The 17,995-nt window shown below is 63.2% G+C and carries 12 protein-coding genes; 5 read left to right on the top strand and 7 right to left on the bottom strand.

Translation table 11 applies throughout. The features are described from left to right. Positions 1-107: 107 nt before the first annotated feature. The 3 genes from betA to betI all read right to left on the bottom strand — a co-directional run bounded on the left by betA (position 108) and on the right by betI (position 4,119). Positions 108-1,799 (bottom strand): choline dehydrogenase, encoded by a 1,692-nt coding sequence (betA, locus tag PPA02S_RS15730; protein ID WP_028631992.1) that lies wholly within the window; start codon positions 1,797-1,799, stop codon positions 108-110. 155 nt (positions 1,800-1,954) lie between these two features. Then, positions 1,955-3,427, bottom strand: coding sequence for a betaine-aldehyde dehydrogenase (gene betB, locus PPA02S_RS15725; RefSeq protein WP_028631991.1), 1,473 nt, complete (start codon positions 3,425-3,427; stop codon positions 1,955-1,957). 38 nt (positions 3,428-3,465) lie between these two features. Beyond that, the gene (gene betI / locus PPA02S_RS15720; RefSeq protein WP_028631990.1) at positions 3,466-4,119 is read right to left on the bottom strand and encodes a transcriptional regulator BetI; all 654 of its coding nucleotides are present in this window, start codon (positions 4,117-4,119) and stop codon (positions 3,466-3,468) included. Positions 4,120-4,595: 476 nt separating this feature from the next. Here betI and PPA02S_RS15715 point away from each other — a divergent pair, with 476 nt between their 5' ends. Both PPA02S_RS15715 and PPA02S_RS15710 read left to right on the top strand, forming a co-directional pair. Continuing rightward, on the top strand, positions 4,596-6,599 hold the full coding sequence (locus PPA02S_RS15715; RefSeq protein WP_028631989.1) for a BCCT family transporter: 2,004 nt from the start codon (positions 4,596-4,598) through the stop codon (positions 6,597-6,599). Positions 6,600-6,742: 143 nt separating this feature from the next. Continuing rightward, positions 6,743-11,398, top strand: coding sequence for a dermonecrotic toxin domain-containing protein (locus tag PPA02S_RS15710; RefSeq protein WP_028631988.1), 4,656 nt, complete (start codon positions 6,743-6,745; stop codon positions 11,396-11,398). A 6-nt stretch (positions 11,399-11,404) separates the two neighbouring features. Here the strand turns inward: PPA02S_RS15710 and PPA02S_RS15705 are convergent, their stop codons facing one another. The 4 genes from PPA02S_RS15705 to gpmI form a co-directional block, all read right to left on the bottom strand. Then, positions 11,405-12,172 carry a divergent polysaccharide deacetylase family protein gene (locus PPA02S_RS15705; RefSeq protein ID WP_028631987.1) on the bottom strand — a complete coding sequence of 256 codons (768 nt, stop codon included), beginning with the start codon at positions 12,170-12,172 and terminating at the stop codon, positions 11,405-11,407. Positions 12,173-12,180: 8 nt separating this feature from the next. Next, the gene (locus PPA02S_RS15700; protein ID WP_028631986.1) at positions 12,181-13,497 is read right to left on the bottom strand and encodes a S41 family peptidase; all 1,317 of its coding nucleotides are present in this window, start codon (positions 13,495-13,497) and stop codon (positions 12,181-12,183) included. A 78-nt stretch (positions 13,498-13,575) separates the two neighbouring features. Further along, positions 13,576-14,877: a murein hydrolase activator EnvC family protein gene (locus PPA02S_RS15695; protein ID WP_028631985.1), complete on the bottom strand. Its 1,302-nt coding sequence runs from the start codon at positions 14,875-14,877 to the stop codon at positions 13,576-13,578. 146 nt (positions 14,878-15,023) lie between these two features. Continuing rightward, on the bottom strand, positions 15,024-16,559 hold the full coding sequence (gene gpmI / locus PPA02S_RS15690; protein ID WP_028631984.1) for a 2,3-bisphosphoglycerate-independent phosphoglycerate mutase: 1,536 nt from the start codon (positions 16,557-16,559) through the stop codon (positions 15,024-15,026). A 206-nt stretch (positions 16,560-16,765) separates the two neighbouring features. Here gpmI and PPA02S_RS15685 point away from each other — a divergent pair, with 206 nt between their 5' ends. Genes PPA02S_RS15685 through secB form a run of 3 tightly spaced genes read left to right on the top strand, consistent with a single transcriptional unit; the run spans position 16,766 to position 17,960 of the window. Then, positions 16,766-17,179 (top strand): rhodanese-like domain-containing protein, encoded by a 414-nt coding sequence (locus PPA02S_RS15685; RefSeq protein WP_028631983.1) that lies wholly within the window; start codon positions 16,766-16,768, stop codon positions 17,177-17,179. Between the two features lies 1 nt (position 17,180). Then, positions 17,181-17,435, top strand: a complete 255-nt coding sequence (gene grxC, locus PPA02S_RS15680; protein ID WP_028631982.1) for a glutaredoxin 3 — start codon at positions 17,181-17,183, stop codon at positions 17,433-17,435. A 39-nt stretch (positions 17,436-17,474) separates the two neighbouring features. Beyond that, positions 17,475-17,960, top strand: a complete 486-nt coding sequence (secB, locus tag PPA02S_RS15675) for a protein-export chaperone SecB (protein ID WP_028631981.1) — start codon at positions 17,475-17,477, stop codon at positions 17,958-17,960. Positions 17,961-17,995 lie beyond the last annotated feature (35 nt).

Genomic DNA, 17,995 nt, shown 5'->3' with positions numbered 1-17,995 from the left:
CAGTGGGTGCCTTTATCCATGCTGCCTATGGGCGGGCTTCACAGGTGAACCCGCTGCCACAGGCTGGTCACAAGGACCGAAGGGGATACGCTACCTGTGGGGCCGGCTTACCCCTGCTTCACTTCACGCATCGGCGCGCCTTTCACCGGCGCATCGCCCGCCACGTAATACCGGGCAGTGCTGCGCGGCAATGGCTGGCGACCACGGATCTTGTCCGAGATTTTCTCGGCAATCATGATCGTGGTGGCGTTGAGGTTACCGGTGATGATGATCGGCATGATCGAGGCGTCGACCACGCGCAGGCCCTGCATGCCATGCACGCGGCCCTCGCCATCGACCACGGCCATGTCGTCGGTGCCCATCTTGCACGAGCAGGACGGGTGGAACGCCGTTTCAGCGTGCTCACGGATGAACTTGTCCAGTTCTTCGTCGGTTTGCACGTGCGCGCCCGGGCTGATTTCGCGGCCACGGTAAGGGTCCAGCGCCGGCTGAGCCATGATTTCGCGGGTCAGGCGGATACCGTCACGGAATTCCTGCCAGTCCTGCTCGGTGGCCATGTAGTTGAACAGAATGCTCGGGTGCTGGCGCGGGTCCTTGGATTTGGCCTGCACGCGGCCACGGCTTGGCGAACGCATCGAGCCCATGTGCGCCTGGAAACCGTGCTCTTTCACGCCGTTGGAGCCGTTGTAATTGATGGCGACCGGCAGGAAGTGGTACTGGATGTTCGGCCACTTGAACTCGGGGCGGGTGCGGATGAAGCCACCGGCCTCGAACTGGTTGCTGGCGCCGATGCCGGTGCCATTGAACAGCCATTCGGCGCCGATGGCCGGCTGGTTCCACCACAGCAGCGACGGGTACAGCGAGACCGGCTGGGTGCAGGCGTACTGCAGGTACAGCTCCAGGTGGTCCTGCAGGTTCTCGCCCACGCCTGGCAGGTCGTGCACCACAGGCACACCCAGGGTTTCCAGCAGGGCGCGCGGGCCCACGCCGGAGCGCTGCAGCAGCTGCGGCGAGGCAATGGCGCCGGAGCTTACGATCACTTCCTTGCGCGCGCGTGCTTCGACGCGCTCTTCGCTATCGCCCACCAGGTAGGTCACGCCCACGGCACGCTTGCCGTCGAACAGCACGCGGTCGCTAAGGGCGTGGGTGACGATGGTCAGGTTGGGGCGTTTCTTGGCCTGGTCCAGGTAGCCGCGGGCGGTGCTGGAGCGGCGGCCGTTCTTGGTCACCGAACGGTCCATCGGGCCGAAGCCTTCCTGCTGGTAGCCGTTCAGGTCTTCGGTGCGCGGGTAGCCGGCCTGCACGCCGGCCTCGACCATGGCGTGGAACAGCGGGTTGTTGCCAGCCTTGGGCGTGGCAACGCTGACCGGGCCTTCGCCGCCGTGGTAATCGTTGGGGCCGATGTCGCGGGTTTCGGCCTTGCGGAAGTACGGCAGGCAGTCCAGGTAGGTCCAGTCCTGCAGGCCAGGCAGCTCGGCCCAGCCGTCGAAGTCCATGGCGTTGCCACGGATGTAGCACATGCCGTTGATCAGCGACGATCCGCCCAGGCCTTTACCACGGCCACACTCCATGCGGCGGCCATCCATGTGCGGTTCGGGGTCGGTCTCGTAGGCCCAGTTGTAGCGGCGGCCCTGCAGCGGGAAGGCCAGGGCGGCGGGCATCTGGGTGCGGAAGTCAAAACGGTAGTCGGGGCCACCGGCTTCGAGCAGCAGCACGGTGGTGCCGGCATCTTCGGTCAGGCGGGTGGCCAGGGTGTTACCGGCAGAGCCGGCACCCACGATGATGTAATCGTATTCCATGGGGCTTCCTCCGGAAGCAGTGGCGAGCTTCAAGCTGCGAGCTGCAAGGAACAGCAGCCGTGCGAAGCTCACGGATGGACGAGGCCTGCAAGGGCCGGTTGGCAGGTTGCCAGCCGGCGCTTTCTTGCAGCGAGTAGCGAGCTAGACGCTGTGGATCAGAAGACCGACGCGTAACCGCCCAGTTCGACTTGAACCGACTTGATGCGGGTGTACTGGGCCAGCGAGCTGATGCCGTTCTCACGGCCTACACCCGACTGCTTGTAACCACCCACCGGCATTTCGGCCGGCGACTCGCCCCAAGCGTTGATCCAGCAGATACCCGCTTCGAGCTGGTGGATGATGCGGTGGGCGCGGCTGATGTCGTTGGTGCACACGCCCGCTGCCAAGCCGTACTCGGTGTCGTTGGCGCGGCGTACCACTTCTTCCTCGGTTTCGTAGCTGAGGATGCTCATTACCGGGCCGAAGATTTCTTCCTTGACGATGGTCATGTCGTCGGTGCAATCGGTGAACACGGTCGGTGCCACGAATGCGCCCTGGGCGAACAGGCCGTCGGTCATGCGCTCGCCGCCACACAGTACGCGGGCGCCTTCTTCCTTGCCCTTGGCAATGTAGCCCAGCACGCTTTCCATGTGCTGGAAGCTGACCAGGGGGCCGAAGTTGGTGTTTTCATCTTCCGGGTTGCCAGCACGGATACGTGCCACGCGCTCGACGATCTTGGCTTCGAAGGCAGCTTTCAGCTCGGCCGGGATGAACACGCGGGTGCCGTTGGTGCACACCTGGCCCGAGCTGTAGAAGTTGGCCATCATGGCGATGTCGGCGGCCTTGTCCAGGTCGGCGTCGGCGCAGATGATCAGGGGCGACTTTCCGCCCAGTTCCATGGTCACTTCCTTGAGCGACGAGCTCGAGGCGCTGGCCATGACTTTCTTGCCGGTGGTGGTGCCGCCGGTGAAGGAGATTTTCTCGATGCGCGGGTGCTCGGTCAGCCAGCCGCCGACTTCGCGGCCGCTGCCGGTCAGTACGTTGAACACGCCATCAGGCAGGCCAGCTTCGGTGTAGATCTCGGCCAGTTTCAGGGTGGTCAGCGAGGTCACTTCCGACGGTTTGAAGATCATCGCGTTGCCGGCGGCCAGGGCCGGTGCGGATTTCCACAGGGCGATCTGGATGGGGTAGTTCCAGGCGCCGATGCCTGCGGTAACGCCCAGGGGCTCGCGGCGGGTGTAGACGAAGGACGATTCGCGCAGTGGGATCTGCTCGCCCTCGATGGCCGGCACCAGGCCTGCGTAGTATTCCAGCACGTCGGCACCGGTCACGATGTCGACGTAGCGGGTTTCGGAGTACGACTTGCCGGTGTCCAGGGTTTCGAGCATGGCCAGTTCGTCGTTGCGTTCACGCAGGATGTCGACGGCACGGCGCAGAATGCGCGAGCGCTGCATGGCGGTCATGGCTGCCCACACTTTCTGGCCACGCTCGGCGCTGGCGACGGCCTTCTCGACGTCAGCCTCGGTGGCACGCTGCACGTGGGCAAGCACTTCGCCGGTGGCCGGGTTGATGGCTTCGAAGGTGGCATCGCTGCCAGCATCCACGTAACCGCCATCAATGTAGAGTTTTTGCGTTCCGAAACGGGCCATAGTGTCCTCGCAAGTGCAGTGTGTGGGTTGGCCTGGGGTCACGCTCCCGCCGGGTTGGCAAGGGCTGCGCGCCGTTTTTCAGCCCCTGGGTCAGTGCCCAGGGTGTGCTGCTTGGCCAGTTGTAGATCCATGTATTCGTAAGCAATCCGTATTGCCTGGTCGGTGTCGAAGGCATCCCCCGACAGGGCGCCACGCAGCCACAAGCCATCGATCAGGGCCGCCAGGCCGCGGGCTGCCTTGCGCGCATGGTAAAGCGGCAGGGCGCGGCGGAACTGGCAACACAGGTTGGAGTACAAACGGTGGTCGTTGATCCGTTGCAACCTGTGCAGATCGGGCTGGTGCATGCTGGAAGCCCAGAACGCCAACCAGGTTTTCATCGCCGGGCCATTCACCTGGCTGGCATCGAAGTTGCCCTCGATGATCACTTTCAGGTGGGCGCGGGGCGTATCGTCGGTCAAGGCTTGGCGGCGTGCCCGCACGCCCTCGTTGAGCATGCTCATGATGTAGCCCATCGTCGCTGCGATCAGGCCATTCTTGTCCCGAAAGTAGTGACTGATGATGCCGTTGGACACCCCGGCCAAACGGGCAATCAGCGCAATGCTGGCATCCCCCAGGCCGACCTGATCGACAGCCTGCAACGTGGCTTCGATCAACTGCTGACGGCGGATGGGTTGCATACCGACCTTGGGCATCTTGCTATCTCCTCAGGCCTGCGAGCAGACGACAGGCGGCTGACTCGGCGAAGACCAGTCTATTTTGTTTTGATTGAACGTTCAATCAATAAAGAATAAGCTCTGCGACAATTTGTGCCCTTGACAGTTTTTCAGGCGGTCGAGCAGGCACGGATTGTCACCCCAGAAAATCGCGAAGCCCCCGGCTGGTAAAGTCTGCGCGGGTGCTAGCGATGCAAGACGCAGATGCTGCCGTGCGGTGCTGGACCGTGCGGCAGGCCCTTGGAGCGGGCGGTGTACCTGTGACAAATGCACGCACCGCAAGCCGGCGCGGGGCATTTGCAGCAGGGCCACCTGTGTGTGTTTTGCAGCGGATCGGTTCGGAACCGCGATTCCCAGGGTGCTTTTATAACACCTGATGCAGTGGGGATATTCCACCAATTGCTCGGGAAAAACAGATTAGCCTCCACAGCCGTACTGCCCGGAGCATTCGTGCAATGACTTCTGCCTCACTTACAAACCCTCCTGCCGAGAGGGTACGGGTCAACCGTGTGGTGTTCTTCACCTCCGCGCTGATGATCCTCGTTCTGACTGCCTTGCTCATCGCTGTACCCGAAACTGCCGGCCAGGTACTGGGCGTCGCCCAGCAGTGGCTGACGCGCACCTTCGGCTGGTACTACATGCTGGTGATCTGCGGCTACCTGCTGTTCGTCGTGTACCTGGCGTTTTCCGACTACGGCAAGCTCAAGCTGGGCGGCAAAGACGACCAGCCCGACTTCAGCTACGGCGCCTGGGCCGGCATGCTGTTTTCGTCGGGTATCGGCATTTCGCTGCTGTACTTCGGTGCATCCGAACCGCTGGACCACTACTTCAACCCGCCCGAGGGCACCCCGGCCAGCCTGGAGGCTGCGCGCCAGGGCCTGCAACTGACCTTCCTGCACTGGGGCCTGCACGGTTGGGCGATCTACGCACTGGTCGGCCTGGCAGTGGGTTACTTCGCCTACCGGCACAACCAGCCGCTGGCCCTGCGTTCGGCGCTGTACCCGCTGGTGGGTGAGCGTTGGGTCAAGGGGGCCGCGGGTAACGCCGTGGACATCTTCGGCATGTTCGTGACCCTGCTGGGCCTGGTGACCAACCTGGGTATCGGCTCGATGCAGGTGGCCTCGGGCCTCGAGTACCTGTTCGGCATGGACCACAGCAAGACCAACCTGCTGGTGGTCATCCTAGTCATGGCCGGGGTGGCCACCGTGGCAGCGGTGTCGGGTGTGGAGAACGGCATCCGCCGTCTGTCCAACCTCAACATCGCCCTGTTCAGCGGCCTGCTGATGTTCGTGCTGCTGGGGGGTGAAACCCTGCACCTGCTCAATGGCCTGGTGCAGAACGTGGGCGATTACCTCAACGGTATCGTGCTGAAAACCTTCGACCTGTACGTATATGAAGGCGAAGCCGGCAAGTCCGAGCGCTGGCTGGGCCTGTGGACCGTGTTCTACTGGGCCTGGTGGATTTCCTGGGGCCCGTTCGTGGGCATGTTCATTGCCCGTATTTCCAAGGGCCGTACCGTACGCCAACTGGTCAGCGGCGTGCTGCTGATTCCGCTGGGCTTCACCCTGGCCTGGCTGTCGATCTTCGGCAACACCGCCCTGGACCTGGTTATCAACCATGGGGCGGTGGAACTGGGCAAGACCGCGCTGGCACAGCCGTCCATGTCCATCTACCAACTGCTGGAATACTTCCCGGCGGCGAAGGTGGTGATCGGTGTGGCGGTATTCGTTGGCTTCGTGCTGTTCCTGACCCCCGCCGACTCGGGCGCGGTGATGATGGCCAACCTTTCCTGCAAAGGCGGCAAGGTGGACGAGGATGCGCCGCACTGGATGGTGGTGTTCTGGTCGGTGATCATCACCCTGGTCACCATCGGCCTGCTGCTGGCGGGCAACTTCGAAGCCATGCAGACCATGGTGGTGCTGGCTGGCCTGCCGTTCTCGGTGGTGCTGGTGCTGTTCATGTTCGGCCTGTACAAGGCCATGAAGCAGGATGTGGCCGTTGAACAGGAGCGCGCCGAGCTGGCCGCCCGTGGCCGCCGCGGCTTCAGCGAGCGCCTCAGCCAGCTGGAGCTGCAACCCACCCAGGCCGTAGTGCAACGCTTCATGGACAAGCAGGTAAGCCCGGCACTGAAGGAAGCCGCCGCGCAATTGCAGACACTGGGCTTCGAGGTAGAAACCCGTGTCGGCCAGTCGCGCAACATGATGGGCCTGCGGGTGATGATGGAAGAGGGCAACCCGTTCGTCTATGAGGTCAGCCTTGACGGCTACATGGCCGCACCGAGCGAAGCGCCGGTGGAAGGCGAGCCGGAAGTCAGGCAGCGCTTCTACCGTGCCGAGGTGTACCTGCACGATGGCAGCCAGGAGTACGACCTGATGGGCTTTGCACCGGAGCAGATCGTACGCGACGTACTGGACCAGTTCGAAAGCCACCGCCAGTTGCTGGGGCGTGTCTACAGCTGATCTGACCTTGCCCGTCGCCGGGCCTGCAAACCTTGTTTGCGGGCCCGGCGCGGGGCGCGGGTACCTGTAGGCAGCAATATGTACACCCCGCTGCCAACCCGCTGAAGGCAGGCTCACCCTCCGCTCATCCAGGAGGCGTGACCATGCCGGACCCCTACGCACTACCCACCGATTTCAAAGCCCTGGTGGCTGCCCAGTTCGCCAGCCGCCCCACCCTGCGGCAGGTGCTGAGCACGCAGATCATGCAGCTGCTGATTCAGCACTACCCACTGATCAAGGCGCACCGCCCTGAACTCACTGATGCCGATCGCCTTGGCCTTGCGCTGCCCAGTGCCGATGGGCAGCGCATATCGACCACGCCCCTGGTGGATGTGGCGTTACAGGCCCTGTACGCGGGTACACCGCTGAATTTTTCGCAGGTCGCGGGGCAGAAGCAGTACCTGAAGCTCGATGCTCGACGTTTTTTCGCCATCCCCGACCCGCTGCAGACCGCAGAAGGTGACCAGATCGAACTGGCGCCGCTTACCCAGGCATTCAATGACCTGCTGCTGATCATCTGGGGCTGTTTCAACCAGGCCCAGGTCGACTACTGGCGCGCCGATGGCAGTGCAGGTGTCAGCCGTGATCGCTGGTTACAGCAGATGATCAGGTCGGCCACCCTGCACAACCTGCCATTGCAGGGGTTGGGGCCCCAGCAACAGGCGTGCGTACGCGGCTTGTTGCGCGGGGCAGGGCAACGTCCCATCGTGTTTTTCGTGCAGATCGAAACCACCGTCGACGGCAAGGCGGCCAGCCGTTTTCTGCCCGATTTGCTGGTCTATGGCCAATGGGACGAGGCCGATGTCGTGCTGTGGTGCAAGCCGGCCGGCACCGTGTGGGGCTACCCGGGCTTCGATGCGTTTGCCCAGGCGTTGCAGGCTGAATACCCAAGCCTGGCCAGCCACGACAACATCAGCTGGCACCGGCATGAGCTGGAAGGTGATCCGTTTTCCCAGCAGACGGCAATGCTGCTGGAGTGCATGCTGGAGCAGGTCGGCAGCCTGCGCCGCAGTGCGTTGAACGGTGTTGCCGACCTGGAGCAGGCCTGCCTGGCCCTGACCGACCCTGCACAGTGGTTCATCGAGGGTTACGTCAACCGGCCCGCGCTGGATGGCAAGCCGCCCCGTGGGCTGCTCAGTGTGGCGGCCCCGGACAGTTTTGCCTGCCAAAGGGCCTTTTATGAGTTGGCCCTGGCCCAGGCTGAATCCGACGGTGTTGCAGCCCTTGATGGCGTACTCGACCTGCACGGCTACGCCAGCCAGCAGTTGCGTGAGCAGTTGCTGCACGATCACCCGGTGGATGCCAACTACTTTCCCGACGACCTGCAACTGGAGCTGACCTCGGCATTCGGTGTGCCGGGTGGTGCCGGGGTGGGGGCCGGTGATGGCGCGCTCGAGAAGCGCACCCTCAGCCTGACTCAGTTTGCCATTGCCAACCTCAGCTCGCTGGAGGGCGCGACCATAACGGCCATCACCCACCGCGAAGACCAATTGATCATGGGCTGGATGACCGCCGACTATGCAAAGGCGCTGGTACAGCGTGTGGACGTGGGGGGTAATTATCCAGCCTATGTGGCCAGCAAGCTGAACGAGCCGACGGGGTTGGTGCAGCGGGTGCAGCGCTTCGCCCGGGAATGGCGCTGCGACTTCATGCTGCGCGCGCTGCGGGCCAAGCTGCATGGCAGCTTGGACGAGTCAACCTTGCAAGCGATCTGCGACTATTGCAGCGGGCAAGTCGACCCGTTGCTACCGGCAAGCATGCTGATGCCGTTCGCCCTGCGCCGCGCCCCTGACAGCCAGGCTTACGATGTGGTCCGCGGCATGTACGTGTTGTTCAACGCGGAGCCAGGCAGCGTCGTGCTGTACAGGCCGCTTTATGGCAAGGCGGCCGTTCTGGCGTTCGCCAGCATCGAGGCCATGATGCAGGCCGTGCGCGATGACCAGGCGCTGCAGGCCAGCCTGCTGGCCTGGCTGGCGCCAGAGGCCCGGCATGTGTATGCCAACGGTGGGTTCACTGAACCTCACCTGGGCGGCGCCATCGTGGACACGTCGATCTTGCCCGCCCCGGTGGCGCCCGCGCAGTTCTGGCCGCGCTTCTGGCGCAGCGATGTCGACCTGCAGATGTACACCGCCAATCGCGACCTGCTGGTGGAGCTGGCGGATCGCAACTCGGTATCCAACGCAGAGAGCCGCTGGGCAATCCTCACCCAGGGGGCCTGGTTGCTGTTCGACGTGGCAAGCCTGGTGGTGCGTGGCCCGGCTGCCGTTGCGCTGTGGCTGGTGCAAATGTTCAATGCCGCCAGCGCAGACCTGCAGGCCATTCGCGAAGGCAGCGACTTCGAGCGGTCAGCGGCGGTGGTCGACATGCTGCTCAACCTGGTGATGGTCGTTGGCCATGCTTATGCACCCAGGTTGGCCCGCCACCCGGCTACCCTGCCAGACGCCATGCCCAGCGACAGCCCTGGGCCTGGGTCGGTACGCCCAGTGCCGGCAACTGGAGCCCAGATGCTGCAAGGCAAGGTCTACCTGCCGGGCGCATTGGAAAAAAGCGGTGCACTGCTCGATTTTTCCTTCAGTGGTGGCGAGGGTTTCAACGTGCTACCGGCCCAAATGCGTAAACGATTGGAAGCCATGCGCGTCGATGCATCGCTCGAAGGCGTCGAGCCCCTGCAGACGGGTGATGCGGCAGGGCTTTGCAGGCAGCATGGCCAATACTACGTAAAGTTTCGGGGTGACACCTATCGCGTTGCGCCCGACGAGCACGGCGTGCGCATTGTAGATGCACTGGGCAACCCCGGCCCTTGGTTGCAGCACACAGCAGGGGCGTGGCGTATCGATCATGGGCTGCGTTTGAGTGGGGGTATGCCCAGGGGGCGCGTGGAACTGATGCGCGAGCAGAATGTGCGGCAGGAGGCGCGCATGCGTGATGAGGATGCTCGCCTGACCGAGCAGCGCAAGGGCCTCGTCGAGGCCTATGAGCGGCACAAGAACGAGGTAGACAGGTCCACCGCCAGGATCGAAGAGCTGGAGCGCCTGGCGCAGCCCGACGAGCACCAGCAGGAAATGCTCAGCCTGCAAAAGCAGCTGAGGAGGGGGCAGCGGCAATACCTGGCCAACGACCTCAAGCAGCTCGTTGCGCAGGACACCGAGCACGACAGGGTATTGATGGAGCGCGGGCGCATACGGCTGTCCAGCCAGGTCGTGGAAGACGCCATTCGCCGTCAGCGCAGCACGATCCGTGAAGGTCTCATCGCCACCTGCGAGACGTACTACAACCTGCTGGCCACCATGATCAACGAAGAGGATATCGACGGCCAGCACAATGCAATTGCACTGCTGCCCGAAACCGATGAGGAGAAGCAGCAGTACCAGCGGTTGGTCAAATCCCTGGAGCGCGTGTGGCAATGGGGCAGTGACATGGTGGCGCTGTCGGCACAATTCGACCCGTTGCTGGAGAGTACGCTCAAGGACAACGACATCGTCTTCAGGGATGAACATGGGCGGCAGGTCAATAAACACCATGAGTTGAGCCGCGTCATCCAGGACCGCCGCCTGAATGCCATCGACCTGGAGTTCAGGTTGCTCGAGGACTTGGGTGAGCTGGCGCTCAACCGTTTGAACGGCACCAGTGAAGCGCAGCTGGATGAATATTACGAGATGCTCGCCGGTGACAACTTGCGCAGCGCCGGCAGTGCGCATGGCGAGCTGGCAGGCAGCGGTTTGACCGATGAAGAGCGCGTGGCGGTGCTCAACGATGTGATCGACAGCTATGAAGAAACCATTGGCCGGGCGGAGTACCTGGCCAGTGTCGAGCCGGCTGAGATTCGCCCGGACAAGCTGCAGCTGTTCCTGCAGGTGCTACGCAGGCTCAAGGACCTGGCCAGCGAAGAAATGGCGGCCAGCGTCCGCGAACTGGAACAGGTCGAAGCTGCTCGCCCCCGCACACCCGTGTATGCGGCACGGGGCGGTGTACGTCGCCTGGTGCGCACGCACCGTGGCCGCAGCGTGGTGGGCATCGAGGCGGTGGGCGATGACGGTGTGGCAGAGGTGCAGCAGCGCGACAGCCACGACAAGGTGCTGCGCACGTTCCGCAGGCAGAACAGCCAGTGGTGGGAGGTACAGGGCGCACCGCAGCAGGAGCTGGCACCTGCCAGGCCGCATGCGCCTGAGGTGCTGCGAAACAGGCTTGGCAGGCTGATCGACAGCGTGGGTACAACGTTGGTCATGGCCAAGCGTTTTTTCAGCAAGGATGAGCCTTTGGGGCTGTCCACCGTGATTGATCAACATATCAAGGACCTGCGTGACACGCGGGCGTTGTTGCCGCGCACTGCGTCGGACAAACCCCTGGCCGAACGTGCGCAGGCCGCCGTGGATGAGCTTGAGGACAGCAAGCAGGAACTGCTCAAGACCCACTACCTGACCAGCAAGGCGCCGACGTTGAACGCCCTGAAATTTCTACACGGCATTGGCGAATTAACGGTGGCGAGAGTTGAGCGTCGGGTGGAATTGTCACCCACTGACTACCTGGACACTTACGAAATCAAGCGTGTTTCAGGTAAACGATTGTGGGAGGCGCACTTCCACTACCCTGGCGCGGACACCCCTGACAGAAACTTCCAGCGCGGGCACCTGAAGTTGTGGGAACAGCGCAAACTCGGGCATCAGGCAGTGTTGCGCGCGGCCAGGCGCAATGAGGTGCTGCGGGTGTATCGCGGGCAACTGCGCAAAGGCGATGTCGAGGGCATCATCCCCTTCGAATGACGTGCGTCAGCGGTTGCTGTACCTGCCATGTCGGCCATGGGCCGGCATGGCCTGGTTGCCACGCTCGGCAACCATCTGCTGCAGCTCGATCAGCTCGACACCCTGCTGTTTCAACCGGGGTATCTCGCGTTCGAGCACTTCCAGTGTTTGCGGGTAAGGGTGGCCGATGAGCACGGCCGACCCTTGCCGACGCGCCAGCGCCACGCCCTGTTGCAGCTGCCCGGCGATAGCCTCGGTGGTGCGCACATCGTCAAGGAACACGTCCCGCGACACATGGGCCACGCTTTGCGCCTGGGCCTTGGCCGCTGCCACGGTGGCGGCGCTGGTGCGGCTGTCGACGAAGAACAGCCCGCGCTGTTGCAATTCCCCCATCAGCCAGGCCATGGCCTCGGGCTGCGAGGTCATGCGGCTGCCCATGTGGTTGTTGACCCCCGCTGCGAACGGCACCTTCAGCAGTGCAGCGTCCAGGCGCGAAGCCAGCTCGCCCATGGCAAGGCCGGGGTGCCACGCGTAGGGGCCCGTGGCTGGGTCCATGGGCATGTGCAGGATCACCGTTTTGCCGGCCTTGTGCGCCTGGCGGGCGAAGCCGGTGGCGTGTGGAGTGTCGGGCATGATCGCCATGGTCACCGGCCCGGGCAGAGCCAGGGTACGGTTGTCACGCTCGGTGCTCTGGCCCAGGTCGTCGATGATGATGCTCATGTACGCCTTGGCCGGTGGGGCCGCTTGCGCGGCACCGGCCAATAGGCACAGCAACAGGCACAGCAGGTGCCGCATGGGGCTCATCAATTGCCTTTGGTGATGTTGAGGCCCTTGAGCAGGCTCAGGGCCTGGCTGAGCTGGAAGTCGTCATCCTGTGGCCGCTCCTTGCGCTTGCTGCTGCCGGTGGGGCGGTCGGCGCCGCCGTTGCCGTTGCCCAGGTGGCCCTGCAGGTCGGCTTCCTTGAAGTTGTCGTTGTCGGCCTCGGCCGTGAGTTTGGCCTGGCGCACTTCGATGTCCGGCACGATGCCCTGGGCCTGAATGGAGCGGCCGTTGGGGGTGAAGTACAGGGCGGTGGTGAGCTTGAGTGCGCGGTCGTTGGCCAGCGGCAGCACGGTTTGTACCGAGCCCTTGCCGAAGCTGTCGGTGCCCATCAGCACGGCGCGCTTCTGGTCCTGCAGGGCGCCGGCAACAATTTCCGATGCCGAGGCGCTGCCGCCGTTGATCAGCACCACCAGCGGCACGCCCTCGCTGGCGTCGGCCGGGTCGGCCGAGAAGCGCAGTTCGGAGTTGGCGATGCGGCCCTTGGTGTACACGATCAAGCCTTTGGTCAGGAAGTGGTCGGCCACTTCCACCGCCGACTGCAGCACGCCGCCTGGGTTGTTGCGCAGGTCCAGGATGACGCCGCGCAGCTTCTTGCCGTTGTCCTTGCGCAGCTTGGCCAGGGCTTTGCCCACTTCCTCGCCGGTCTTGACCTGGAACTGGGTGATGCGGATGTAGCCGTAGTCGTTTTCCAGCAACTGGCTCTTCACGCTCTTGACCTGGATCACCGCGCGGGCCAGCGTCACGTCGAACGGGTTGCCGCCATCACGGATCAGGGTCAGGGTGATCTTGTCACCCACCTTGCCGCGCATCTTGTCCACAGCCTCGGTCATGGTCTGGCCACGGGTAGGGGCACCGTTGATCTTGACGATCAGGTCGCCTGCCTGCACGCCGGCGCGGGAGGCGGGCGTGTCATCGATGGGCGAGACCACCTTGATGAAGCCGTCTTCCTGGCCAACCTCGATGCCCAGGCCGCCGAATTCGCCGCTGGTGCTTTCCTGCAGCTCCTGGAAGTCTTCTGGCCCAAGGTAGGCAGAGTGCGGGTCAAGGTTGCTGAGCATGCCCTTGATGGCGTTCTCCAGCAGGGTCTTGTCATCTACCGGCTCGACATAGGCGGCCTTGATCCGGTCCATGACCTCGGCGAAGGTGCGCAGCTCTTCGAGCGGCAGCGGCGCCTTGCTGGTCATCTCGGTGGCCGGTGCTGCTGCCGCCTTGGCCGGCTCTGCGGCGAGGGCCAGGGGCGTGCCGACCGCCAGGGCGATGGACAGGGCCAGCTGGGTAAGACGAGGCGAGTGCAGCATGTCGAACGAACTCCTGATCCTGTAAGCGCTCCCTGCGGAGCATCGGCGTAGCACCCAGGCTACGCCGCATAAGTTTGACTAGCCACGGCACCATTGCGAAGGGTCGGTAGGCCGGCCCTGCTGGCGGATGGCGAAGTACAACCCGGCAGCCTCCTGGCCACCGCTGTCACCGACCGTCGAGATGGCCTCGCCGGCCTTGACGATATCCCCGGCGTTCTTCAGCAGGCTCTGGTTATGGCCGTACAGGCTCAGGTAACCGTTACCGTGATCGAGAATGACCAGAAGGCCGGCGCCGCGCAACCAGTCGGCAAACACCACGCGCCCGCCGTGTACGGCGCGCACCTGGGTGCCGGGGCTTGCCCCGATCATCACCCCGTCCCACTTGGCCCGGGCATCCGTACCGCGTGCATCACCGAAGCGTGCCAGCAATCGACCATTGACTGGCCAGGGAAGTTTTCCACGGGCTGCAGAAAATGCACCGCCGTAGCTGGCGCCATCACCGGACACCATCGGCCCCAGGGTGGCACGGGCCTTTTTCGGCGGCTCGACCGGTTCGGCAGGCTGATTGCGGGCAGCGGCGGCAAGGGCCTCCTGCTGACGGCGTTTTTCTGCCTCCTGCTGCGCTATGAGGGCCCGCTGGCGCGCTTCTTCGGCTTCGCGGGCCTGGCGAGCCAGGGTTTCCTCGATGGTTTTCAGGACCTTGGCCAGGTCGGCCTGGTCTTGCTCGCGGGCGCGCAGCTTCTGGTCGCGGTCTTTCACGTCACCGTTCAGCTTGGCCAGTAACTGCTGGCGCTTGCTGCGCTCGGTTTCCAGCGCCTGGCGGCGGGTGTCGAGGTCTGCCTGCTGGGCCAACAGCTGCTGCTGTTGCGTGCCGATTTCGCGCTCCACGTTGGCCAGCTGGCGAAGTGTTTCGTTGAAGGTGCGCAGTTGTTCAAGGCGCGCCTTGCTCAGGTAATCGTAATACGTGAGGGTGCGGGCGAATTTCTCGGGGTTCTGCTGGTTGAGCAGCAGCTTGAGGTATTCCTCGCGCCCGTTCTGGTAGGCAGAACGGGCCTGAATGGCGATCAGCCGTTGTTGTTCAACGCGGGCGCTCTGGAGTTTTTTTTTCTCGGTATCAAGGCGCTCCAGCTCGCCCTCGGTCTTTTTTAGTTCTTGCTGCAGGGCCTCCACCTGCCTTTCGAGCTTGCCGATGTCGGTTTCGGTCGTTTTCAGGTCTTTTTGCACACCGGCCTTTTCTTCCTGGAGCTTGCCCAAGGTCTTCTTGAGCTCGGCAATGTCCTGGCGAGTGGCGTCCAGTTGCTGCTGGGTCTGTGCGCGCTCATCGGCGAAGGCCGGGCTGAGCAGGCAAGACAGGGCTAGAAGGATCAGGGCGCGAAGCATGAGGTTTGGCGTACCGGGGATGGAGACTGGGCTAGTATGAAGGAGCTGCAAGCTACAAGCTACAAGCTGCAAGCCGAGCGCGTGTGGCTCTTGATCTTGCTTTTGATCTTTCTTGCAGCTTGTAGCTTACAACTTGCAGCTGTTTCTCAAGCGTCGAGGAGGATCGAGGTGCCGGTCATTTCGACGGGTTTCTCCAGGCCCAGCAGCTTGAGCATGGTCGGCGCGACATCGGCCAGTACGCCGCCTTCGCGCACCTTGAGGGGGCGCTTGCCCACGTAGATGAACGGCACCGGCTCGGTGGTGTGGGCAGTATGGGCCTGGCCGGTGGACTCATCCTCCATCTGCTCGACGTTGCCGTGGTCGGCTGTGATCAGCGCCTCGCCGCCGACTTTGTCCAGCGCTTCCACGATGCGACCCACGCAGCTGTCCAAGGCCTCAACTGCCTGCACGGCCGCCGAGAACACACCCGTGTGGCCCACCATGTCGCCGTTGGCGTAGTTGACCACGATAACGTCGAAGCGCTGCTGCTCGATGGCCTCGACGATGCGGTCGGTGACTTCGGGGGCGCTCATTTCCGGCTGCAGGTCGTAGGTGGCAACCTTCGGCGAAGGGATCAGGATGCGTTCCTCGCCTTCGAACGGCTCTTCACGCCCACCCGAGAAGAAGAAGGTGACGTGGGCGTACTTTTCGGTTTCGGCGATGCGCAGCTGGGTCTTGCCGTTGTTGGCCAGGTACTCGCCCAGCACGTTGTGCAGGCTGGCCGGGGCGAAGGCCGCAGGGGCTGCGATCTTGGCCGAGTACTGGGTCAGGCCGATGTAGGCGGCAACCTTGGGCAGGCGCGCCCGTGGGAATTCATTGAAATCCGGCTCGACGAACACCCGCGACAATTCACGGGCGCGGTCGGCGCGGAAGTTCATGAAGATCACGGCATCGCCGTCTTCTACCTTGACCGCCTGGCCAATGCGGGTGGCCTTGACGAATTCGTCGCTCTCATCGCGTGCATAGGCAGCTTCGAGGCCTGCCAGGGCGCTGTCGGCGGTGTATTCGGCGGTGCTGTCGACGATAAGGTTGTAGGCGGCGCTCACGCGATCCCAGCGGTTGTCACGGTCCATGGCGTAGTAACGGCCGATGAGGCTGGCGATGCGGCCCTTGCCCAGCTTGGCGAAGGTGGCATCCAGCAGCTCGATGGACGACTGTGCGCTGCGTGGCGGGGTGTCGCGGCCGTCGAGAAACGCGTGCAGGTAGATTTTTTCGGCGCCGCGCTGGGCGGCCAGTTCGGCCATGGCCACCAGGTGGTCCTGGTGGCTGTGTACGCCACCATCGGACAGCAAACCGAGAATGTGCACAGCCTTGCCAGCATTGGCGGCTTTGTCCACGGCGCCGGTGAGCACGGGGTTGGTGAAGAATTCACCGTCACGGATGGCCTTGGTCACCCGGGTGAAGTCCTGGTACACCACGCGCCCGGCGCCGAGGTTCATGTGGCCGACTTCAGAGTTGCCCATCTGCCCGTCCGGCAGGCCGACGTCCATGCCCGACCCTGAAATGAGGCCGTGCGGCTGGGTGGCGCGCAGGCGGTCGTAGACCGGCGTATTGGCCGCATAGATGGCGTTGTATTCGGGGCTTTCGCTGTGGCCAAAGCCATCCAGGATGATCAGGACCAGGGGTTTGGGCGTGCTCGTCATCAATCAAACTCACGGTTGTTCAAAGATGATAAAGACACGCATTTTAGGGCAAATGCGCCAGCGCGGGCGAATAATCGTCCCTTCCGCCGACCGGCGCACCTGGCCTGGCCCCATGAAAGCGCTTTGATGGCCGGGCCGTCGGGCTTTGGTGCCACACAGGGGGTGTGTATACTGGCCGGCATTTTCTATCGCGTGGAACACCCCAGATGGTTGCTAACCTGATTCAATTTGCGACAAACCACTACCTACTGGTGGCGATCTTCGTTGTTCTGCTGGTCGCTTTGCTGGTCAATGAAATCCGCCGTGGCGGGCAGAGCCTGAGCAATGGCCAACTCACCGCCCTGGTCAATGCCGACAAGGGCCTGGTCATTGATATCCGCCCAGCCAAGGAGTACACCGCCGGCCATATCGTCGGTGCGGTGAACATCCCCCAGGACAAGCTGGCCAGCCGCATGACCGAGCTGGACAAGCACAAGGAAAAAACCCTCATCGTGGTCGACGCGATGGGCCAGCAGTCCGGCACCGTGTGCCGCGATCTGCTCAAGGCTGGTTACAACGCTGCCAAGCTCAGCGGTGGCGTGTCCAGCTGGAAAGCCGATAACCTGCCTTTGGTGAAGTGATATGAAACCCGTCATCGTCTATTCCAGCGACTACTGCCCCTACTGCATGCGCGCCAAGTACCTGCTCGAGAGCAAGGGCGTTGCATTCGAGGAAATCAAGGTCGATGGCAAGCCACAGGTGCGCGCCGAGATGGCCCAGAAGGCTGGGCGCACATCGGTGCCGCAGATCTGGATCGGCAGCACCCACGTCGGTGGATGCGATGACCTCTACGCCCTGGAGCGTGCCGGCAAGCTCGACGCACTGCTGGCGGCCTGATTTGCACTGCACTCCAAAACACTAGGATAAGGATCTGCCATGACTGACCAACAGACCAACGGCGCTGCTGCAGAAGACAACAGCCCTCAGTTCTCCCTGCAGCGCATCTATGTGCGTGACCTGTCGTTCGAAGCCCCGAAAAGCCCACAGATCTTCCGTCAGACCTGGGAGCCGAGCGTTGGCCTGGACCTGAACACCAAGCAGAAAGCGCTGGAAGGTGACTTCCACGAGGTGGTACTGACCCTGTCGGTTACCGTCAAGAACGGTGACGAAGTGGCGTTCATCGCTGAAGTGCAGCAGGCGGGTATCTTCCTGATCAAGAACCTGGATGCCGCTTCCATGAGCCACACCCTGGGCGCATTCTGCCCGAACATCCTGTTCCCCTATGCTCGCGAAACCCTGGACAGCCTGGTAACCCGTGGCTCTTTCCCGGCCCTGATGCTGTCGCCGGTCAACTTCGATGCCCTGTACGCGCAAGAAATGCAGCGCATGCAGGAAGCGGGCGAAGTGCCTGCTGCGCAGTAACAGCTGCTGCTTCTGAAAAAGCGCCTCTCGGGGCG

The sequence above is a fragment of the Pseudomonas parafulva NBRC 16636 = DSM 17004 genome, assembly GCF_000730645.1.
Lineage (GTDB): Bacteria > Pseudomonadota > Gammaproteobacteria > Pseudomonadales > Pseudomonadaceae > Aquipseudomonas > Aquipseudomonas parafulva.
This window is presented reverse-complemented; position numbering and strand designations above follow the sequence as displayed.

Excerpts from the sequence above, each read along its gene's own strand:
- betA (WP_028631992.1), bottom strand. The coding sequence starts at position 1,799 with ATGGAATACGATTACATCATCGTGGGTGCCGGCTCTGCCGGTAACACC.
- betB (WP_028631991.1), bottom strand. The coding sequence starts at position 3,427 with ATGGCCCGTTTCGGAACGCAAAAACTCTACATTGATGGCGGTTACGTG.
- betI (WP_028631990.1), bottom strand. The coding sequence starts at position 4,119 with ATGCCCAAGGTCGGTATGCAACCCATCCGCCGTCAGCAGTTGATCGAA.
- PPA02S_RS15715 (WP_028631989.1), top strand. The coding sequence starts at position 4,596 with ATGACTTCTGCCTCACTTACAAACCCTCCTGCCGAGAGGGTACGGGTC.
- PPA02S_RS15710 (WP_028631988.1), top strand. The coding sequence starts at position 6,743 with ATGCCGGACCCCTACGCACTACCCACCGATTTCAAAGCCCTGGTGGCT.
- PPA02S_RS15705 (WP_028631987.1), bottom strand. The coding sequence starts at position 12,172 with ATGCGGCACCTGCTGTGCCTGTTGCTGTGCCTATTGGCCGGTGCCGCG.
- PPA02S_RS15700 (WP_028631986.1), bottom strand. The coding sequence starts at position 13,497 with ATGCTGCACTCGCCTCGTCTTACCCAGCTGGCCCTGTCCATCGCCCTG.
- PPA02S_RS15695 (WP_028631985.1), bottom strand. The coding sequence starts at position 14,877 with ATGCTTCGCGCCCTGATCCTTCTAGCCCTGTCTTGCCTGCTCAGCCCG.
- gpmI (WP_028631984.1), bottom strand. The coding sequence starts at position 16,559 with ATGACGAGCACGCCCAAACCCCTGGTCCTGATCATCCTGGATGGCTTT.
- PPA02S_RS15685 (WP_028631983.1), top strand. The coding sequence starts at position 16,766 with ATGGTTGCTAACCTGATTCAATTTGCGACAAACCACTACCTACTGGTG.
- grxC (WP_028631982.1), top strand. The coding sequence starts at position 17,181 with ATGAAACCCGTCATCGTCTATTCCAGCGACTACTGCCCCTACTGCATG.
- secB (WP_028631981.1), top strand. The coding sequence starts at position 17,475 with ATGACTGACCAACAGACCAACGGCGCTGCTGCAGAAGACAACAGCCCT.